Here is a 17,533-nt window from a genome sequence, read left to right on the forward strand (position 1 = left end):
ATCCCGCAAGACTGCCTCGGGAGGAAGCAATCGTTTATACTGGCGGTAAGAGGTGATTTCCGATGGAGCAGATGCTGTTCGAGCATGTCTACAATTCGGTGGTGCGGCGTGAACCTACGTATGACGGTATCTATTATACCGGTGTGCTGACGACGCGCATTGTCTGCCGGCCTTCCTGCCGGGCGCGGACGCCGAAGGCAAGTAATGTCATATTCTACACCTCGCTGGAGGAGGCGCTGCAGGCGGGCTTCCGTCCCTGCAAACGGTGCAGGCCGGAGGAAGGCGGCGCACTCCGTCCCGATGCGCTGCTGGCGGCGCAGACGGATGAGCTGCTGGAGACGGGGCTGGGGGAGAAATTGACGCTGCGTACGCTGGCAGAGCAGCTCAAAGTGAGCCCTTTCCATCTGCAGCGGACCTACAAGCAGGTACGGGGCTTGTCCCCCGCCGCCAGGCTGGAGGAGCTGCGGCTGGAGCGCGCCCGTCAGATGCTGGAAGGGACCCGGGTCCCCGTTGCCGAAATTGCCCGGCAGACCGGAGTGTCCGGCCCTTCACATTTCACTTCATGGTTTGCACGGAAGACCGGTATGACACCGACGGAGTATAGGGACGAGCAACAAGGGAGGGATCCGTTATGAACAAGACAGTAATCTATCATCATACCCTGACCCTCGGAGGCAGGGGGTGGACTTTGTGGGCTACGGACCGCGGGTTGATCCGCCTCTCCTATGAGCAGGATCAGGGGCGCTTGCCGGAAGCCTGGCTGAGAACCTATGCCCCCGGAAGCGAATTGCGGGAGGATGCGGCGCTGTTCAGACACATCGGTGTTGTAGAGCTGCTGCAGGAATATTTCAGCGGCAAGCCGGTCAGCTTTGAAGGATTGCCGCTGGATTTATGGGGGACGCCATTTCAATGCGGGGTATGGCGAGGGCTGGCGCAGATTGCCCACGGCGAAATCATCACCTATAAAGAGCTGGCGGCGCGTATCGGCAGACCGCAGGCTGTGCGGGCTGTAGGCGCGGCCAACGGTCAGAACCCGCTGCCGGTCATTCTGCCCTGCCACCGCGTGATCGGGGCGAACGGGACCCTGACCGGATACCGGGGCGGACTCATGCTGAAGCAGGAGCTTCTGGCGCTGGAGGGCATTACGGACGTGGGGGCTGCGGGACATGAACGATTTGCTTTTTGAGCTTGCGGTGCCGGCGCATTTTGAGCTTGCGGCATGCCTGGAATACATGAACCGTTCGCCGCTGGAATGCCTGTTCCGCCCGGACGCGGAAGGGGTGGAGCGATTGTTCATGATCGAAGGCGAGCCGCTCTTGATCCGGCTGACAATGCCCGGGGACCCGCCGCGGCGTCTGCGTGCTTCGCTGCTCTACGGCAGCGTGCCGGAGGATGCGGCGCTGGCGGGGCTTGTCCGCTACATCGTGGAGTGGTTTGACCTGGACCGCGATCTGGCCCCGTTCTACCGGATGGCCCGGGAGGATGAGCTGCTCGCTCCGCTGCTGGCGGCCAATGACGGACTGCGGATTATCGGTATTCCCGACCTGTTCGAGGCGTTATGCTGGGCGATCCTCGGCCAGCAGGTTAATCTGGCCTTTGCCTACAAGCTGAAGCAGCAGCTTACAGCCAGGTACGGGCAGTCGCTGGAATGGCAGGGGTACACCTACTACAGCTTCCCAGTGCCGGAGGTCTTCCGGGAGGTAACCGTTGAAGAATTGTGTGCGCTTCAGCTAACCCGGAACAAAGCGCGCACAGTGCTGGAGGTGGCGGGGCTGATTGGGGGCGGATTACTCAGCCGCGACGAGCTTCTGGCGCTGCCCGCACCGGAAGCGGCCGAACAGCGGCTGCTGCAGATCCGCGGCATCGGCCCCTGGACCTCGCAATATGTGCGGATGCGCTGCCTGCGCGACGCCACCTCTTTCCCGGCCGGGGACGTCGGACTGCAGAATGCGGTCAAGTTCCTCACCGGCATGGACCGCAAGCCTACACCGGCCGAGCTCGTAGACTTGTCCGCACGCTGGCGCGGCTGGGAGGCGTATGCCACCTTTTACCTATGGCGGGCATTATATTAAGAAGGAACGACATCAACTCCGACATAACGGGGATGCTCTTTTTTAGCATAAACAGTCTTTAGGACCCGTGTTGTTGCTTCCGGCAAAAAACCGCTGGAAGCAACGGAGAGGGGAAAGCCAGATTTACAAGGAACAAAAACTATTGGAAGACTGATTAACTAGCCTGTAAACAGAAAATCTCAAGTTGCACCCGATGGTTTCATTTTGCAGCTTTTATGAGCTCGTTTCCATGAATGTCAAGTAATTGGTAAGCTTGTCCTATCATATCTCTATCTTTTCCATACAGATGAGTAGCCTTTTCTCGAATTCCGCTTGTCTGAGTTACAAAATCCATTTGATTTACCATAAAATGAGAATTGCATAGCACCACAACTTGTTTGCTGCAAGATATTACTTTTTGTTGAAATATTACGGCTCTGTCTGCTACTTCAGGAGAGTAAACTGCTGGTATACCATCGGCTGCTTTCATCTCTCTGTGGTCGACGAATACACTTAATTCACCTTTTTTAAAAGAGGAAGAGATACTCGCCAAAGTAGCGGTCATATAGTCTACGTCTTTGCTGGTGAGCAGCCCCTCTACTTTAAATGATAATATTCTCTGTTCTTTATCCAATTGATAGGAAAAGCGTTTCAAGAAAGGAATCTTAAAATCCTGTTGCAGATAAGCTGAATTTGTTGATAATTTTTCGTTCGTAAATAAATATTCTATAGAGATATTTAATGCTTTTGCAATCTTTTCAATATTTATCAGACTCACATTTCGTGAACCACATTCAACACCGCTTATATAAGACCGATCTAGCTCTGCTCGATAAGCCAATTGTTCTTGCGACATTCCACTTCGTGCACGAAGTTCACGTATTCTCATTCCAAATGCAGTTTGAATACTCAGAATTATCCCCCCCAAAAAAAGAGAAAAATATACTTCCTTTATCATATCGGCTCCGTGATTCTCTAGTTATAGATATTGTCACATCTTGTGGAAATATGTTACTCATAGTCCGTAGAGATTGAAGGTACTATTGAATAGACTTGTAGAAGGGATTAGCCATTAACCTGCATGAAAGCTCAGGATGTTGTCATTAACGCTAAATAGTACGAAGGTGGTGATAGATGGTCAAATAAAAAATTATCGCAGGATCAATGATTCTAATACAAAATATTGGTATTTAAGTAACTCTATTCAAACTCATTTTAGGTTGGCTTTTATGGTAGATGAGATACATTTAAATTGTAAAGTGGTGAACGATGTGAGTTTCAAAACAAAGGGTTATAGTTATAAGAAAAATCAAGGTTTGTTGATATTAGCTATAGTATTAACTTTATCTACAGGTATATTGACCTTTCCGGTAAAATCAATAAATGCAGCAGCTTACTCTAATACTGCTCAAGTTTCTTCAAAAATAGTCGATATCGCCTTCGGTGATGAGGCAGTATTTGCATTAAAGGATGACGGGCATATATTAATTAAAGGGAAAACGTGGGATTACATGTTTGGTGATTTTTATAGAGCGGAAGATTGGACTCAAGCACGGGATATCGGTGTTTTTGAGAACACTATACAACTTAGTGGTCAGGGGCAGAGTGTTCTGGCTTTAGAGGACGATGGAAATGTATATAATATCGGCAGTTATTATTATAATGTTGCCGATGGTGTGCAGGAATTAGTTAGCGGTTATCCTATGACTCTACTTAAAAAGAATGGCACGATATCTGTTGTAAGTCCTGAAAATCGTTATTCACCAAGAGGTCTATTAGCAACGGATATTCAAATCAAAGGACTTGATAACATTGTAAAAGTATCTGCAGTTTCTATGTATAATGACTCGCTAGCTTTAGATAGGAATGGTGTACTCTGGAAATTCAGGGTTGATGGTGATGCCTATTTGGATGAAAACACCAAAGAAATTACAATAAATCCAGAGTTGGTTGATTTTCAAGGAGTAAGTGACTTTTATGCAGGTCAAGATTATACTCTTGTGAAAAAAAAGGATGGCACTCTATGGTTCTGGGGAACAATTTCTCGTCCATATTCAGAACAGGTAATGACAGATTGGACACAACAGTGGTCAAGTCTTGAGCCTATTAAAATAATGGATGGAGTAAAGAGTATGTTTGCTACCAACGCTAATACTTTTTTACTCAAAGAGAATGGAACATTGTGGGGGTGGGGATTACGTTATGAATACGGACAATTTGGTAATCAGGCCGCTTTAACGTATCAATCAAACCTTAAACCGAATAGTAAACAAACCATTTATGAAATGAAGCCCTTGCTGGTACAGGTTGCTTCTAATAAAGTGCCTCTCAAAATTATAGATTATTACGGTAAAAGCATTTTGGCATTGATGGATGATTATAGTGTTTGGACTTGGGGAGAGGAAAGTTTTATCACTAGCAATAAACTGCAGCTAAATAGTGTACCTATAAAGGTGGATTTCACGCAGATTGATGGAGTGAAGGTCATATTAAATGGGACAACCTTAAATTTTGAGGAGTTTCCTTATATTGAACAGGGAAATACAATGGTTCCTATGCGTCAAATATTTGAATCTCTTGGAGCTGAAGTTGAATTTGATACAAGCACTAAAACAATTTATGCAAGTAAGTTGTCCGAGGGAATTCAAGTATCAATGCAAGTAAACAATCCTGTAATCAAGATAGGTAGAAAGTCAATCGAACTATCTGTTGCCCCCAGTTTGCGGAATGGAACCACAATGGTACCTCTGCGGGTTATCAGCGAATCGTTCGGAGCAAACGTAGAGTGGGACGAAAAAACGAAAATTATAACAATCAGTCTGAAGCAATAATAAGAAACTTATACGACTAGTATAAAGACCATATCTTGAATGCTGATAACAACGTGTTATCGAAATCGATACTTAATAAGTAGATCAATAAACTATAATGGGGGATTTAGAGAATGTACGAGAATGGTGCAATCATTGTTGAAGCGAGAACTGAACTGCAAGGGGGCTATGCAAAGTGTGGAATTGTCCCTTACTTAGATACAAACATATATGATGAAAATTATTATAAATTGGCTAGGCAAGAAGCTTTTACACATTTGATTACTGAATTAACGGGTGTTACATTCTCGAATGTATCAGAGCAACTTGTTAACAGGGCATTGAATGAGAATATATATAAATACGATACCAAAAGGGAAATTCCAGGATTAAGAATTACATTTTACAACCGAAAGGTTACGGTGGATAAAAATAATGTTATTTATGAACATACAGTATGTGTATTAGAAAGCAATACTAATATTCATGTTTATCTTGTACAGTATGAGTGTCCCAATTTTGGGGGATGGGTACAGCACTTAATGAAGGCTCGTCAAGAAGATCTTGCACTTGAATTTGCAGCGCTTCTCGAAACTAATAAACTAAAGAACTATTATTATCTTGTTGAACGAAATGTGTAATTAAGTTCAGAACAAGTACAGAATGGATGATTTCCTGTAATCATATTTGCTGATATCTGGTTATTTTCAAAAAAAATTAATAAGGTCGTGTTTCCCTGAACTTAAGGAATCACGGCCTTATTATTATCTTCAGTCCCTACTCAGCCCGGCCGCTTCGTAAAAATCTGAAACGTGACGCCATATTTATCGGTGAGCATACCGTAAGCCGGGCTGAAATAGGTGGGTGCAAGGTCCATGGCGACCTCTCCGCCCTCTTTCAGGGCATGAAACAATTGCTCGGCGGAGCCGGTATTGTCCACAGAGATGCAGATGTTGACGGCGTTGCCCTGGTGCAGCCGCTGTCCCGGCTCACTATCGGAGACGAATAGGGTGCTTTCGCCGATCCGCAGCACGGAATGGGCAATGAGCGCCTGCTCCGCTGCCGATTTCGAAGTGTCAGGCTGCTGGGGAGCTTCGCCTGCGGTCTGGATGAACATCAGCTGTGCGCCTAAGCTCGCCTGATAGAAAGCAATGGCCTCCCGGGCATGGCCGTCCAGCATAATAAAAGGTTTCAGTTCAATGGACATTGGATAGTCCTCCTTGGGAATGGATTTGCCCCTAATACAGTAACTAATTGGGCTATAACTGTATTGTAAGTTATAATGGTGACAACTATTGTCATAGTTAAACGGGAAAGTTGGGGAAATAGTGATGTCCAAATCCAAACGGCTGCTCGATCTGATGATGACCGTCAACCGCAAGCGGAAATTTACGGTCCGGGAACTGGCCGATGAATTCGGTGTTTCTGCGCGTACCATTCTCCGCGATTTGCAGGAGCTTGGGGAACTGGGGGTGCCGCTGTATTCCGAAGTGGGGCCGCATGGGGGATATCAGGTGCTGAACGAACGGATATTGCCGCCGATCGCGTTTACGGAGGAGGAGGCGGTGGCGATATTTTTTGCCAGCCATGCGCTGCGCCACTATCAGTATCTCCCGTTCAAGGAAGCCTCCTTATCGGCCCAGCACAAATTTTATAACTGCATGTCGGGAGATATCCGTGACCGCATCGACGAGATGAAACACCGGATAGATTTCGTTACCCCGGCAAGGCAGGGTGAATTCCCCTACTTGTCCATCCTGCTGGAAGCGGCAACCGGCTCCCGGGTCATAAGGATCTCCTACCGCTCCAAGGGGGGCGAGACGAAACGGTATATCCAGCCCATCGGCCTGTACGCCTCGGACGGCATATGGTATTGCCCGGCATATTGCTTCCTGCGCGAAGGCATTCGGGTGTTCCGCTGCGACCGGATGATGTCGGCTGAATACAGGGCGGATGCTCCGTTGCCGCTCGACTTAAGCGGAATCCATCTGGAGACGCTGAGGGATGAAGGCCGCCTAAGCGGCGGGCCTGAGCAAGCGGAGCTGCACCTCAAAGTGATGCTCACTGCAGAGGGTGCGCAGCGGTGTGAAGGGGAGCCGTGGGCGGCCAGACTGCTTGTCCGCGTCCCGGACGGGGCGGGCCGGCTGGAAGGCGGAATTGCCCGGAGGGACCTGCATTTTTTTGCCCAGTATATCATTGGCCTCTGCCATGAGGCTGTTGTGCAGGAGCCTCCGGAGCTGGTGGAGGAGATTAGGAGGATACTCGCCGGACTGATGTCGAAATACAGTTAAGCCGGCGGCGGTTGGTGCCTGAAGATAAGCGTGCCATAAAATTCTTCGAGTGTCGTCTTCAACTGTTTTTTCAGGATGTTTTGCCAAACCCCGGGAGGGATTTCTTTCTGTACTGCGTGGCTAACTTTTGTTCTCAAAACGTCCCCATTAGGCAGCGTCTTCTCGTACAATAAGATTTAAGTTCGCGAAAGCGTGGTGGCATCTGCGAGGATAAGTGACTTTACTTCTTCGAAACTGGAACACATTAAAATACGCATCACATACGGTAAATGGTGGCGTCTGTTGGGTGCGTTGTAGTAACGTTTAGTGTTATCACGATATTCCTCAGCATACAGAATGGCGTGATTAACGAGCATGTTCATAGCTTCGTCTTCAGTCTCTCCATAACCGTATTCATCAAAAGTCTCCATCCAATAGCTAAATGAACCATCTTCTTCTCTGGTTTCCGTAATCGAAAACTTGTATCCGTTTAGGACGTCGTGCATAAAAGAATAATTAATAAGAAGCGTATGTTCTTCTGATTGCTTGCGTGGTGCTATGGCGATCGGAAAATCGCTCTGAACACGGTCGAGAACGTTAGTCAAACCTGCACGGGCCTCACTGAATTTTAACTCTTTAAACATGGTCATCCCCTCCTCACCTCCTACAATACATTTATTTGTACAAATTGTACGGATAGCGCGGATTGTACAGTGCATTATATTCATTCCCTTTATAAAAAGATCAGATACTTTCTCCATCCGTAAATATAGCTTACCAAGAAGAGCCAACCAGTATGACAAAGACAGGAGAGATCATGATGAACAGACATTCGGCTTTATTAACCGGCGAACAGGTGTACCTGCGCCCGCTGAACGAAGACGACGCCGAGCTTTACTACCATATGTTCTACGAACCGGAGACACGCAGGCTGACCGGTACGCAAAAGCATTTGACCAAGGATCAGATTGCCGGTTACATCGCGCGCAAGGCCGGGGACGATAGCTCGGTGCTGCTGCTGATCGCGCTGCGTGAGGGCGATGAGGTGATCGGCGACATTGCCATTCAGGATATGGACCGGAATAACCGTACGGCAAACCTCCGGATTGCTATCGGGGACGGGCGGCATCAGGGCAGAGGCTACGGCCGGGAGGCGCTTGTGCTGATGCTGGATTACGGCTTCGGGATTCTGAATCTGCACCGGATTGAGCTGGAGGTGTATACCTATAACAAGCGTGCTTTGCATGTCTATGAGAGCGTCGGATTTGTAAAAGAGGGGGTACGGCGCCACACGCTCTACTACAATCATGAATATCATGACTGTATCACCATGAGCATGCTGGAGCATGAGTACCGGGAACGCTACCTGCCGAAAGGTTAAACAAAGGTCAAAAAAGGTCAAAAAACTTGAAACGTCAAAATATGTTAATTATTTTTAGCCGAAACGCCGGATTTTCCCGGTTTTTCGGCTTATACAGGTTTTGTCATCCTGACGGGCGGGGACTATAATAAAGCCATAAGTCAAATATAGTCAAAGTCAAAGAGAGGAGAATGCAACATGTTTTATTTGGTTCCTTTTGGTAAACGTAACAGAGAAGATGCTTTCAGTCTGCTGGCGAAATCCTTCAATGATATGTTTAATGACGATTTCTTCGCACCGATCAAGAGCGGAGTTCAGTCCTTCCGGACAGATGTTCATGAAAGCGAGCAGGCTTACTTAATTGAAGCTGAGCTTCCGGGCTTCCGCAAAGACGAGATCGACATCGATTATAATGCTCCTTATCTGACCATAAAAGCTGTGCGGAATGAGGAGAAGAGCGAGGAGAATGACAAGCAGCAGGTGGTGCGCAAAGAACGCCGCTACGGCGAATATGTACGCCGCTTCTATGTGCAGGACATTGCCGAGGAGGGCATCCGCGCTTCGCTGAAGGATGGGCTGCTGAAGCTTGAAGTGCCGAAGCGGACTAAGCCGCAGGGCAAGCGGATTGAGATTGAAGACGGGGGAGCGGCCGGCGGGCAGCAGTAATTAAGGCGCCTTGGGCAGGGCGGCGCTTCTCCGGGGGTGATTTTCAAGTCCGGACGGTTCGCTTGAACCGGGGAATCGCGGCTTTACGGCTTAGCTTTCAAGCCTGCGGCCTTTTCGATTCCTGTCATACGGCGGATTTGCCGGACTTTTCATATAAGGCGCATTGTAGTGGATTCTCACGCTATGATGCGCCTTTTTGCGAATAAGCATCTGGGGCGGGCGGCCCCGGGAAGGAGGAAACGGCCGTCTTTCCCGAACCTGCCTCGATGCCGCTCCTAAAACCTGCTATGATAGAGTTGCTGTAATCCAAATAACGGTAAACTCTGTGGAATTTTCAAAGGAGAGGCAATGAATAACCCTGTACATATTCTCGTCGCCGAAGACGACAGTGATATCAGCCGGCTGCTGTGCAGCATTATCAGGAAAAGCGGTTACATTCCCCAGCCCGCCTATTCGGGAACGGAGGCGCTGTTATATCTGGAGCAGCGCCCTTGGAGCATGCTGCTGCTCGATCTGATGCTGCCCGGAATGACGGGCGAGGAGCTGCTGCAGAAGATAGACGGGCGGGAGAATCTGCCCATTCTCATCATATCGGCCAAGGGCGAGCCGCAGACCAAGGTGTCCGCCCTGCGCGGCGGCGCGGATGATTACATCACGAAGCCGTTTGATGTCGAGGAGGTCTCGGCGCGGATCGACGCCCATCTGCGCCTCTATGCCCGGATTGCCCGGCCGGCAATGCCCGTTGTGCTGCAGCACAAGGGACTGGTGCTTAACCGGGACACGATGACGGTTACGGCAGACGGGACGGAGCTCACACTTACCGTCCGGGAGTTTGACATTCTCTCGCTGCTGCTGTCGGCCCCGAGCAAGGTGTTCACGAAAGCTAATTTATACGAGAACATATGGGGCGAGCCGTTCTACGGAGACGACAACACGGTCAACGTTCATATGAGCAATCTGCGCGGCAAGCTGGCTAAGGCTGCTCCCGGCAGCGAATTTATCGAGACGGTCTGGGGCATGGGTTACCGGCTCAAGCCTTAAGACATTCTTAAGGTTTATCTTTAGCCCAACTTATCCTTTATTTCCTATACTTGGTCTATCACGTGAAGGAGGCCAAGACGGCAATGCATGAATATGTATTAAGGACAAATCAACTGACCAAGGATTTCAAAGGCCAGGCGGCGCTCAACAAAGTGAATATGGAGATCCGCAAAGGCGCCATTTACGGTTTTATCGGACAGAACGGCGCCGGTAAATCGACGCTGATCCGCACGGTGACCGGCCTTGCCTTTCCGACCGGAGGAACGATTGAGCTGTTCGGGGAAAGCGGGGAGCAGGCGTTGACCGAGGCCCGGAAGCGAATTGGCTCGATGATCGAAGGGCCGGCCCTGTTTCCGCATATGACCGCCGCCGAGAATTTGGAGGCGAACCGCCTTCTGCGCGGGATTCCCGGCAAGGAATGCGTGGCCCGGATGCTGAAGCAGGTAGGCTTAGAGGGAACGGGCAGAAAAAAGGCCAGAAATTTCTCCCTCGGCATGAAACAACGTCTGGGCCTGGCCATTGCGCTGCTCGGCGATCCGGAATTCCTGCTGCTGGACGAACCGATCAACGGGCTGGACCCGACCGGCGTCGTCGAAATGCGCGAGCTGCTCAGACGGCTGAACCGCGAGCTGGGCATTACGATCCTGATCTCCAGCCATATCTTAAGCGAGCTCCATCTGGTGGCCAGCCATTACGGCATTATCCACCGCGGCCGGCTGCTGGAGCAGCTTACGGCCGGAGAATTGCTTGCGAAATGCCAGCACTATCTGCTCATCAAGGCGGACCATCCGGAACGGGCGGCTGCCGTCCTTCAGAACAAACTGGGTACGGCGGACTTTGAAGTGATGCAGGACGGAAGCATCAAGCTGTTCAGCTGCATGGAAGAGCCGGGCAAGGTATCGGCCGCGCTGTTCTCGGCGGGGCTTGTAATCGAGAAGTTTATGCCCATGGGCGAAGACCTGGAAAGTTACTATACGAAGCGGATCGGAGGGCATCCGCATGTATAATTTAATCCGGGCCGAACTGTTCAAGCTGCGCAAGAACGGAGCGTTCTGGACGCTGCTCAGCACCCTGTTTCTTCTCTCGCTCGCGTACCCTCTGCTGAATTATTTTGATCACAAGTCAAACGGCGAACCGCAGATGACGGGTGCTGAATTCTTCATCACTTTCACAGCGAGCAACGCCCATGTGATCAAATTCGGCGTGGCGATTCTGGCCGGCTTCTTCATCTGCACCGAATATTCCTCGGGTGTCATGAAGACCATCGCCTCATCCGGGAATACAAGGTGGCGGCTGTTCACAGCGAAGCTGATTGTATTTGCCGCCGGAGCGATGGCGGCTTCGCTGGTCTTTCCGGTCGTAGGTACCGCAGAAGTCACGCTGCTGTCGGGCTTCGGGCATCTGCCGGAGGGCAGCGCCGCTTCTCTGATCCCCCGGGCACTGGGATTAACGCTGTTATATTCGGCCGCCTTTGCAGCGATGGGGGCGATGTTCGCCGTGCTCCTGACCGACAGCGACAAGACGGTCAGTGTGCTGCTGGTCTTTTTTATGCTGATGGATACACTCTGGATCGCCTTAGGCACCAAGATCGCGATAGTTGCGGATTTGCACGATTATTCGATCTTCAAGCTGTCGGTGGAGATCGGCAAGCCCGTGATTGACAGCGGGGACTGGCCGGCACTTGTGCTGGTGCCTTTGCTGACGATGGCTCTGTCGGCAGTGCTGGGCATTCTGGCGTTCCGCAGAAAAGAAATTAAATAACAGACGGGAGGGCGGGAGATGCTGGTCCTGATGATTCTTTTGGCTGCGGCCGTGGTCCTCCTGCTTGCCCGGATATGGAGCTTAAGGCGTGAAATGAGGCGGATGACCGAGCAATTGCGTCTATACAACGACCGGGCAACCGGCAAAAAAATCGACGTCGCCTTATTCGACCGGCGGCTTGAAGCGCTTGCGGAACAAATTAACCGCCAATCCGGCTTATTTGTTGAAGCGGAAGCCCGCCGCAGACGGGTTGAGCATGAATTCCGGCAGGCGGTGGCGAACATTTCCCATGATATCCGTACTCCGCTGACCTCTATTCTCGGCTATATTCAGCTGCTGGAGCCGGAATCCATTACGCCGGAGGAGAAGCGCGAATATGTCGCTTATGCCAAGAACCGGACGAAACGGCTCCAATCGCTTCTGGGCGATTTCTTCGAGCTTTCTGTCATTGAATCGCTCGATTATCCCCTGCAAACCGAGAAGCTGAACATGACCGCACTGCTCTCCGACATTCTGGTGGGCTTGTACGATTCGTTCAATGAACAGGGCATTACGCCTGACATCCGGTTGCCGGGGGACCATGTGTACATTTACGCCGACGAATCGGCGGTGCGCAGAGTGGTCGAGAATCTGCTGGTCAACACCCTCAAGCATGCGGGAGGAGGGGTAGAGATATGTTTTACCGCGCAGGGGGAGGCTGCTGAATTGACGATCGCAAACGATGCCAAGGCATTGGCGGGAAGCGATGTCAGCCTCTTGTTTGACCGGTTCTATACCGCAGACCGCACCCGGTCCGCCCAGTCCTCGGGGCTCGGCCTCTCCATCGCCAAAAGCCTGATGATCAAGATGGAGGGCGCGCTAACGGCGGAACTGGACGGGGAGCGGCTGACGATGGTCTGCCGGTGGAAGGCGGGAAGCGGGGGGCCTGCCTAGCGTGCGGACAGGTGCCCAGCCTCCACCGAAGCTGGTCAGCGGATCCTTAAATATGCAGTTTCAGAGCTGAGACACACAACAAGCGTCCGGGCCGGCAGGCACAGGACGCTTGTTTGGCATAGCGGGTGAGGTCAGGGCCGGGGAGTCCGGCGCAGGAGTCACTCTACCCAAGGCACCAGATGGGGATTCTGGTCGAGGATGGATTCGTACTGCTCCTTCCAGCCATATTGCGCATCGGGGTCTAGCAGCATGTAGCGCAGATATTTGTCCAGCCGGTACTCCGGCCGCGACCAGCCGAGATGCTTGATGCGCAGGTTGCTGAGCTGATGCGGCAACTCAAAAATATTTTCCGGCAGCCGTCCGCAATGCTGGGGCAGGTTGTTCCACGTATAAGGGAAATGCTCGCGGTAGCGGATCAGAAACGGGCGGTAGCTCTGATGGGCGCGCCAGTAGGCGTCCTCCCGGTATTGATTGTCGTCCCAGAAATCGTACAGCCGGAAGCAGAACAAGTCACAGGATTCTTCGCGCAGCAGGGTCTCAACCTCCGAAGCAAAGCTCTGCTCGAACAGCTCGTCGGCATCAAGACTGAGAATCCACTCGGGATTACTCTTCACTGTCTCTTCCCACTGCTGCTTGCGCAGCTCGGCTTCGTTGCTGAATTTCGAGACGGTGTTCTGCACCAGCCGCAGCGGGATGCCCTCCAGCTCCGCGCGGCAGATGGCCACCGTGTCATCGGTGCTCCCGTCGTCGATAATGACCGCTTCATCGATATAGTTGCGGTGCTCGCGCAGTACCTGCCGCAGAAATCGCCCGCCTTCGTTCTTGACGACCATGCTCAGCGTAAGCTTAGGGCGCTTGCGGTGTGCGTCTGCGCTTGCAGCCTGTGTGAAGCTTGGTTCGCCCTGCGGCTGAACGGCAGCCTCGAAGGGAACCGCCGGGGTCCCTTGCGGCTGAATAGAATCGTCTGCATAGCCGGACGGCTTAGAGGACGAATCAGAGGAGAGCACTTCGTCATCCCGCTCCGGCGCTCCGGATGCTACCGGCGGAGCAGCGCTGTCGTCCGCAGCAGGAGGGCTGCCTGCCCCTGCCGAGTCTTCGCCCGCAGCCCAGGCAACGCCCTCGCTCCGCGCCTGCGGCGAGGTCAGCCGCAGATAATCGCCGACCTTGGCCAGGTCGCTGTCCCGGTACAGGTGCAGCGCCGGATAATGGGTATCGACATAGAGCGGGATACCGAGCGCGGCGGCGCGGATGCAGAAGTGCCGGTCCTCGCCCCAGTAAGAAATATTCTTAATGGGGTCGAAGCTGACCCCGGAGAGAATGGCCCGGCGGCTGATCAGGGTACAGGCGCCCAGGCCGCCGACCTCATATACGCCGGGGTGCTGCAGCTTATTCAGAAAATCATGAAATCTGCGGTTGATTTCCTCCTGGCCGAGCTGCTCGCCGGGAAGCGCCTCCCATTGGTTGTACTCGTCATGCATCCACACCTGCGGCTGAAGCATGGTGTCCGGCTGCCACTGGGTCCAGAAAATTTCCGAGACGATATCCCTGTCCATGCGGATCAGATGACTCACCGTACCGGGGTGTAGCAGCAAGTCGGAATCGATCAGGAACAGGTAGTCGTACTCAAACACTTCGGCCCGGCGGATCATCAGGTTCTTAAAGCCGGCGACCTTCCAGATCAGTGCCGAATTCCAGTAGTGGGTGGTGTCATTGCGGATATACGCGTCACGCACGCCGGAGGATTGAAGAAAGACGGACGGCTCCTGGTCCGCGAACTCCCGGAGCAGCCGGCTGGAAGCCTCATCGTCATTATCATCAATGAAATAGAAATCAAGCGTGAAGTTATCGCGGTGCAGCCGCCGCAGCGAAGCCAGGAATTGCTCCAGGATTTGCGGCTTTTGGTGAATCGGACTGCCCAGCAGCACCCGTTTCGGCGTTCTCCTCACCGCTTCTCACTTCCTTGCAGGGTCAACATGAATAGAACATCCCCTCGGATTCACAATTACGGATATGAATTATATGTATTCAATATATTTTGAGAGGTACTAGACTAAACCTTATTTTTTGTTATGGGAAAGGGAATTTATGGGTTGGTCTCCGGAAGGGACAGTGGTGTACAATACCGCTATCAGGAAAACCATTACACCATAGAGAGAGAGGAGCGGCCCCATGGAACAATCTCCGCTGACAGTACAGCAGCTGATCGATATCCTGCTGGCGATGAATCCGCGCGCTGAAGTGAGCTGGTTCGATACGGAAGCCGGGGCATACCGGCCGCTGGGAGACGAGGATATCGAGGAGGTCTATGCGCCGCAGCAGGCTGCCAAGACAGCAGTACAGATCGGAGGGCCGGCCCGGCCTGAAGCGATAAGGGAGGCGGAGAGATGAAGCTTGCTTCCATTACTCTGGCCCAAGGCCAAGAGATCCGGCTTGAACTTTACGGGCTTGACGCTCCCGGCACCGTGGCCAACTTCGAAAGCTTGGCGAACAGCGGCTTCTACAACGGTCTGAAATTCCAGCGTGTGGTACGCGGGTTCGTGGCCCAGGGCGGCTGCCCTGACGGCAACGGGCGCGGCGGCACCGCGAAGATCCCCTGCGAGACGCAGAATAACCCGCACAAGCATGTGCGCGGGGCCTTGTCGATGGCGCATTTCGGCCCGAATACCGGCAGCTGCCAATTCTTCATCTGTTACGATACCTTTGAGTATTTGGACGGGTGGCATACAGTATTCGGACGGGTGACGGAAGGTATGGAGCAGGTGGACGCGCTTAGGCGCGGCGATATTATAAAGGAAGTAAAGGTATGGGACCAGCCTGTGGTAGTCTGAAAACATCGTTTCCTGCAAGTTTCATTATTTTTAAAACAATGCCTTGTAATTCCTAGTATTCCGATATATAATTCAGAAACAGTGATAAAACTCACATATACAGTCATAAAGGAGAGAGAGACATGCGCAAAGGGTTTTCAGGGGTAGTCATGTTATTATTGTTAGCGGTAATGATTAGCGCTTGCTCCGGCAACAACAATGCAAGTGCACCGAATACAAGTGAATCTCCGGCGGAATCGCAGCAGCCTGCTGCAAGCGAAGGGCCGAAGGACGGAGGGAATCTGATCATCGGCGTGGCCAGTGATCCCGTGCTCCTGAATCCGAACTATGCCGGCGACCGCGTCAGCCTGACGATTGACCAGGCGCTGTATGCGCCGCTGTTCCAGGTGAACAATGGGGAGAAAACATACTATCTGGCGGAAAGCCTGACTCCGTCTGAAGATAACCTGACTTATACATTGAAGCTGAAGGATGGGCTTACCTGGCATGACGGCGAGAAGCTGACGGCCGACGACGTGGTATTCACGATCGACAGCATTCTCGACGAGAAGCAGAACAGCTTCCTGAGAGCGAATTTCCTGATTGGCGACAAGCCGATTACAGCAACGAAGGTTGACGATCTGACCGTAGAATTCAAGCTCCCGCAGGTGGCGCCGGCCTTTGAAGCGACTCTGGTGCAGGTGTCCCCGATTCCGAAGCATATCTTTGAGAACGAAGCCGACATTGAGAAAAGCACCAAGAACGCTGCTCCTGTAGGCTCCGGTCCGTTCAAGTTCAAAGAGTACAAAGCGGGCGAATATTTGACGCTGGAACGCTTTGACAACTACTTTGGCGGCAAGCCGTACTTGGACTCCGTGACTTACCGGATCGCCAAGGATACTAACGCAGCAAACCTCGCCCTGCAGAACGGTGAAATCAATGTGCAGTATCTGGATCCGAAGGATGTGGCAACCATTGAAGCCACGAATAATTTTGAAATTCTGCCGTACAGCGAAGGCCGTCTGTCTTACCTGATGTTTAATGCAGGCAGCGACACCGGCGCCCTTGCCAAGAAGGAAGTCCGCCAAGCGCTGTCCCTGGCGCTGAGCCGCGACGAGATCATTCAGACGGCTTACACTTCAACCGAATATGCTGATCCGGCCAAGTCCTTCCTGACTCCGGATGCGCTGTATCATACGAATGATGTAACCAGCTTCGACAACGACCCGGCCAAAGCCAAGGAAATGCTGGCAGCCGCAGGCGTAAGCAACCTGAAGCTGAGATTTATTGTACAGAGCGGCAATAAAGCGCAGGAAGCCATCTCGCTGTATGTTCAGCAGAAGCTGAAGGAAATCGGCGTGGAAGTAGAACTGCAGAGCATGGACTCCTCCGCATGGGTGCAGAAGTTCATCGACCTGAACGCAAGCGACTATGAACTGGCACTGACCGGTTACATCATGGGCTATGACCCGGATGCTTACCGCATTCTGTTCACAACCGGAGCGTCCTCCAACTACACCCGCTACTCGAACAGCGAAGTGGATCAGCTGCTGAACGACGGTGCAGGCGAAGCCGATCCGGCCAAGCGTGCCGAAATTTATACTAAGGCGCAGCAGATCATTGCCGAGGATGCACCGATCTATCCGATTGCCTACACCAAGACAGTCGTAGCGGTATCCAAGCAATACGGCGGTATTGACGAAGCCGTGCTGAAGCCGGTCGTCATCTTCGAGGACCTGTCCAAGATCTATCTGAAATAATTGTTAAACCAAATAAGCACGGCAAAGATAAGCTGGCGGGTCCAGCTTATTTTTGCCTGATCAAGAAGCTGGGA

At 51.9% G+C, this 17,533-nt stretch carries 19 protein-coding genes; 15 read left to right on the plus strand and 4 right to left on the minus strand.

Going from position 1 to position 17,533, the window contains the following annotated elements:
- Positions 1-62: 62 nt before the first annotated feature.
- Genes F1381_RS14435 through F1381_RS14445 form a run of 3 tightly spaced genes read left to right on the plus strand, consistent with a single transcriptional unit; the run spans position 63 to position 2,072 of the window.
- A complete protein-coding gene (locus F1381_RS14435) occupies positions 63-635 on the plus strand; it encodes a bifunctional transcriptional activator/DNA repair enzyme AdaA (RefSeq protein ID WP_151735558.1) in 573 nt (190 codons plus the stop codon).
- The gene (locus F1381_RS14440; RefSeq protein WP_151735559.1) at positions 632-1,186 is read left to right on the plus strand and encodes a methylated-DNA--[protein]-cysteine S-methyltransferase; all 555 of its coding nucleotides are present in this window, start codon (positions 632-634) and stop codon (positions 1,184-1,186) included. Before F1381_RS14435 ends, F1381_RS14440 begins: the two co-directional genes overlap by 4 nt.
- The gene (locus tag F1381_RS14445; RefSeq protein WP_151735560.1) at positions 1,167-2,072 is read left to right on the plus strand and encodes a DNA-3-methyladenine glycosylase family protein; all 906 of its coding nucleotides are present in this window, start codon (positions 1,167-1,169) and stop codon (positions 2,070-2,072) included. The genes F1381_RS14440 and F1381_RS14445 overlap by 20 nt, the downstream gene beginning before the upstream one ends.
- Before the next feature lie 199 nt (positions 2,073-2,271).
- Here F1381_RS14445 and F1381_RS14450 read toward each other — a convergent pair whose 3' ends face one another.
- Positions 2,272-3,009 (minus strand): helix-turn-helix domain-containing protein, encoded by a 738-nt coding sequence (locus F1381_RS14450; protein WP_151735561.1) that lies wholly within the window; start codon positions 3,007-3,009, stop codon positions 2,272-2,274.
- Between the two features lie 166 nt (positions 3,010-3,175).
- Here F1381_RS14450 and F1381_RS14455 point away from each other — a divergent pair, with 166 nt between their 5' ends.
- Both F1381_RS14455 and F1381_RS14460 read left to right on the plus strand, forming a co-directional pair.
- Positions 3,176-4,882, plus strand: coding sequence for a stalk domain-containing protein (locus tag F1381_RS14455; protein ID WP_187355358.1), 1,707 nt, complete (start codon positions 3,176-3,178; stop codon positions 4,880-4,882).
- A 113-nt stretch (positions 4,883-4,995) separates the two neighbouring features.
- Positions 4,996-5,502, plus strand: coding sequence for a hypothetical protein (locus F1381_RS14460; RefSeq protein ID WP_151735563.1), 507 nt, complete (start codon positions 4,996-4,998; stop codon positions 5,500-5,502).
- A gap of 140 nt (positions 5,503-5,642) precedes the next feature.
- Here the strand turns inward: F1381_RS14460 and F1381_RS14465 are convergent, their stop codons facing one another.
- Complete coding sequence (locus F1381_RS14465) at positions 5,643-6,068, minus strand: VOC family protein (RefSeq protein ID WP_151735564.1); 426 nt, start codon at positions 6,066-6,068, stop codon at positions 5,643-5,645.
- 124 nt (positions 6,069-6,192) lie between these two features.
- Here F1381_RS14465 and F1381_RS14470 point away from each other — a divergent pair, with 124 nt between their 5' ends.
- On the plus strand, positions 6,193-7,152 hold the full coding sequence (locus tag F1381_RS14470) for a helix-turn-helix transcriptional regulator (protein ID WP_151735565.1): 960 nt from the start codon (positions 6,193-6,195) through the stop codon (positions 7,150-7,152).
- A gap of 176 nt (positions 7,153-7,328) precedes the next feature.
- Here F1381_RS14470 and F1381_RS14480 read toward each other — a convergent pair whose 3' ends face one another.
- Positions 7,329-7,775 (minus strand): hypothetical protein, encoded by a 447-nt coding sequence (locus F1381_RS14480; protein ID WP_187355359.1) that lies wholly within the window; start codon positions 7,773-7,775, stop codon positions 7,329-7,331.
- A 176-nt stretch (positions 7,776-7,951) separates the two neighbouring features.
- On the opposite strand from F1381_RS14480, the gene F1381_RS14485 reads away from it, so the two are divergent.
- The 6 genes from F1381_RS14485 (at position 7,952) to F1381_RS14510 (ending at position 12,892) form a co-directional block, all read left to right on the plus strand.
- Positions 7,952-8,512 carry a GNAT family N-acetyltransferase gene (locus tag F1381_RS14485; protein ID WP_187355360.1) on the plus strand — a complete coding sequence of 187 codons (561 nt, stop codon included), beginning with the start codon at positions 7,952-7,954 and terminating at the stop codon, positions 8,510-8,512.
- 177 nt (positions 8,513-8,689) lie between these two features.
- Positions 8,690-9,157 carry an Hsp20/alpha crystallin family protein gene (locus F1381_RS14490; RefSeq protein ID WP_151735568.1) on the plus strand — a complete coding sequence of 156 codons (468 nt, stop codon included), beginning with the start codon at positions 8,690-8,692 and terminating at the stop codon, positions 9,155-9,157.
- A gap of 348 nt (positions 9,158-9,505) precedes the next feature.
- The gene (locus F1381_RS14495; protein ID WP_151735569.1) at positions 9,506-10,198 is read left to right on the plus strand and encodes a response regulator transcription factor; all 693 of its coding nucleotides are present in this window, start codon (positions 9,506-9,508) and stop codon (positions 10,196-10,198) included.
- 83 nt (positions 10,199-10,281) lie between these two features.
- Positions 10,282-11,205: an ABC transporter ATP-binding protein gene (locus F1381_RS14500; protein WP_151735570.1), complete on the plus strand. Its 924-nt coding sequence runs from the start codon at positions 10,282-10,284 to the stop codon at positions 11,203-11,205.
- The gene (locus F1381_RS14505; RefSeq protein ID WP_151735571.1) at positions 11,198-11,959 is read left to right on the plus strand and encodes an ABC transporter permease; all 762 of its coding nucleotides are present in this window, start codon (positions 11,198-11,200) and stop codon (positions 11,957-11,959) included. Before F1381_RS14500 ends, F1381_RS14505 begins: the two co-directional genes overlap by 8 nt.
- Positions 11,960-11,977: 18 nt before the next feature.
- Positions 11,978-12,892 carry a sensor histidine kinase gene (locus tag F1381_RS14510; protein WP_151735572.1) on the plus strand — a complete coding sequence of 305 codons (915 nt, stop codon included), beginning with the start codon at positions 11,978-11,980 and terminating at the stop codon, positions 12,890-12,892.
- A 158-nt stretch (positions 12,893-13,050) separates the two neighbouring features.
- On the opposite strand, the gene F1381_RS28875 is transcribed toward F1381_RS14510, so the two are convergent.
- Positions 13,051-14,838 (minus strand): glycosyltransferase family 2 protein, encoded by a 1,788-nt coding sequence (locus tag F1381_RS28875; protein WP_246188036.1) that lies wholly within the window; start codon positions 14,836-14,838, stop codon positions 13,051-13,053.
- A gap of 223 nt (positions 14,839-15,061) precedes the next feature.
- Here F1381_RS28875 and F1381_RS14520 point away from each other — a divergent pair, with 223 nt between their 5' ends.
- The 3 genes from F1381_RS14520 to F1381_RS14530 all read left to right on the plus strand — a co-directional run bounded on the left by F1381_RS14520 (position 15,062) and on the right by F1381_RS14530 (position 17,459).
- Positions 15,062-15,280: a hypothetical protein gene (locus F1381_RS14520; RefSeq protein ID WP_151735573.1), complete on the plus strand. Its 219-nt coding sequence runs from the start codon at positions 15,062-15,064 to the stop codon at positions 15,278-15,280.
- Entirely contained in the window at positions 15,277-15,720 is a 444-nt protein-coding gene (locus F1381_RS14525) for a peptidylprolyl isomerase (protein ID WP_151735574.1), read from the plus strand. The genes F1381_RS14520 and F1381_RS14525 overlap by 4 nt, the downstream gene beginning before the upstream one ends.
- A gap of 122 nt (positions 15,721-15,842) precedes the next feature.
- A complete protein-coding gene (locus F1381_RS14530) occupies positions 15,843-17,459 on the plus strand; it encodes an ABC transporter substrate-binding protein (protein ID WP_151735575.1) in 1,617 nt (538 codons plus the stop codon).
- Positions 17,460-17,533 lie beyond the last annotated feature (74 nt).

This window comes from Paenibacillus tengchongensis, from assembly GCF_008973665.1.
GTDB classification, from domain to species: domain Bacteria; phylum Bacillota; class Bacilli; order Paenibacillales; family Paenibacillaceae; genus Paenibacillus_AQ; species Paenibacillus_AQ tengchongensis.

Excerpts from the sequence above, each read along its gene's own strand:
- F1381_RS14435 (WP_151735558.1), top strand. The coding sequence starts at position 63 with ATGGAGCAGATGCTGTTCGAGCATGTCTACAATTCGGTGGTGCGGCGT.
- F1381_RS14440 (WP_151735559.1), top strand. The coding sequence starts at position 632 with ATGAACAAGACAGTAATCTATCATCATACCCTGACCCTCGGAGGCAGG.
- F1381_RS14445 (WP_151735560.1), top strand. The coding sequence starts at position 1,167 with ATGAACGATTTGCTTTTTGAGCTTGCGGTGCCGGCGCATTTTGAGCTT.
- F1381_RS14450 (WP_151735561.1), bottom strand. The coding sequence starts at position 3,009 with ATGATAAAGGAAGTATATTTTTCTCTTTTTTTGGGGGGGATAATTCTG.
- F1381_RS14460 (WP_151735563.1), top strand. The coding sequence starts at position 4,996 with ATGTACGAGAATGGTGCAATCATTGTTGAAGCGAGAACTGAACTGCAA.
- F1381_RS14465 (WP_151735564.1), bottom strand. The coding sequence starts at position 6,068 with ATGTCCATTGAACTGAAACCTTTTATTATGCTGGACGGCCATGCCCGG.
- F1381_RS14470 (WP_151735565.1), top strand. The coding sequence starts at position 6,193 with ATGTCCAAATCCAAACGGCTGCTCGATCTGATGATGACCGTCAACCGC.
- F1381_RS14480 (WP_187355359.1), bottom strand. The coding sequence starts at position 7,775 with ATGTTTAAAGAGTTAAAATTCAGTGAGGCCCGTGCAGGTTTGACTAAC.
- F1381_RS14485 (WP_187355360.1), top strand. The coding sequence starts at position 7,952 with ATGAACAGACATTCGGCTTTATTAACCGGCGAACAGGTGTACCTGCGC.
- F1381_RS14490 (WP_151735568.1), top strand. The coding sequence starts at position 8,690 with ATGTTTTATTTGGTTCCTTTTGGTAAACGTAACAGAGAAGATGCTTTC.
- F1381_RS14495 (WP_151735569.1), top strand. The coding sequence starts at position 9,506 with ATGAATAACCCTGTACATATTCTCGTCGCCGAAGACGACAGTGATATC.
- F1381_RS14500 (WP_151735570.1), top strand. The coding sequence starts at position 10,282 with ATGCATGAATATGTATTAAGGACAAATCAACTGACCAAGGATTTCAAA.
- F1381_RS14505 (WP_151735571.1), top strand. The coding sequence starts at position 11,198 with ATGTATAATTTAATCCGGGCCGAACTGTTCAAGCTGCGCAAGAACGGA.
- F1381_RS14510 (WP_151735572.1), top strand. The coding sequence starts at position 11,978 with ATGCTGGTCCTGATGATTCTTTTGGCTGCGGCCGTGGTCCTCCTGCTT.
- F1381_RS14520 (WP_151735573.1), top strand. The coding sequence starts at position 15,062 with ATGGAACAATCTCCGCTGACAGTACAGCAGCTGATCGATATCCTGCTG.
- F1381_RS14525 (WP_151735574.1), top strand. The coding sequence starts at position 15,277 with ATGAAGCTTGCTTCCATTACTCTGGCCCAAGGCCAAGAGATCCGGCTT.
- F1381_RS14530 (WP_151735575.1), top strand. The coding sequence starts at position 15,843 with ATGCGCAAAGGGTTTTCAGGGGTAGTCATGTTATTATTGTTAGCGGTA.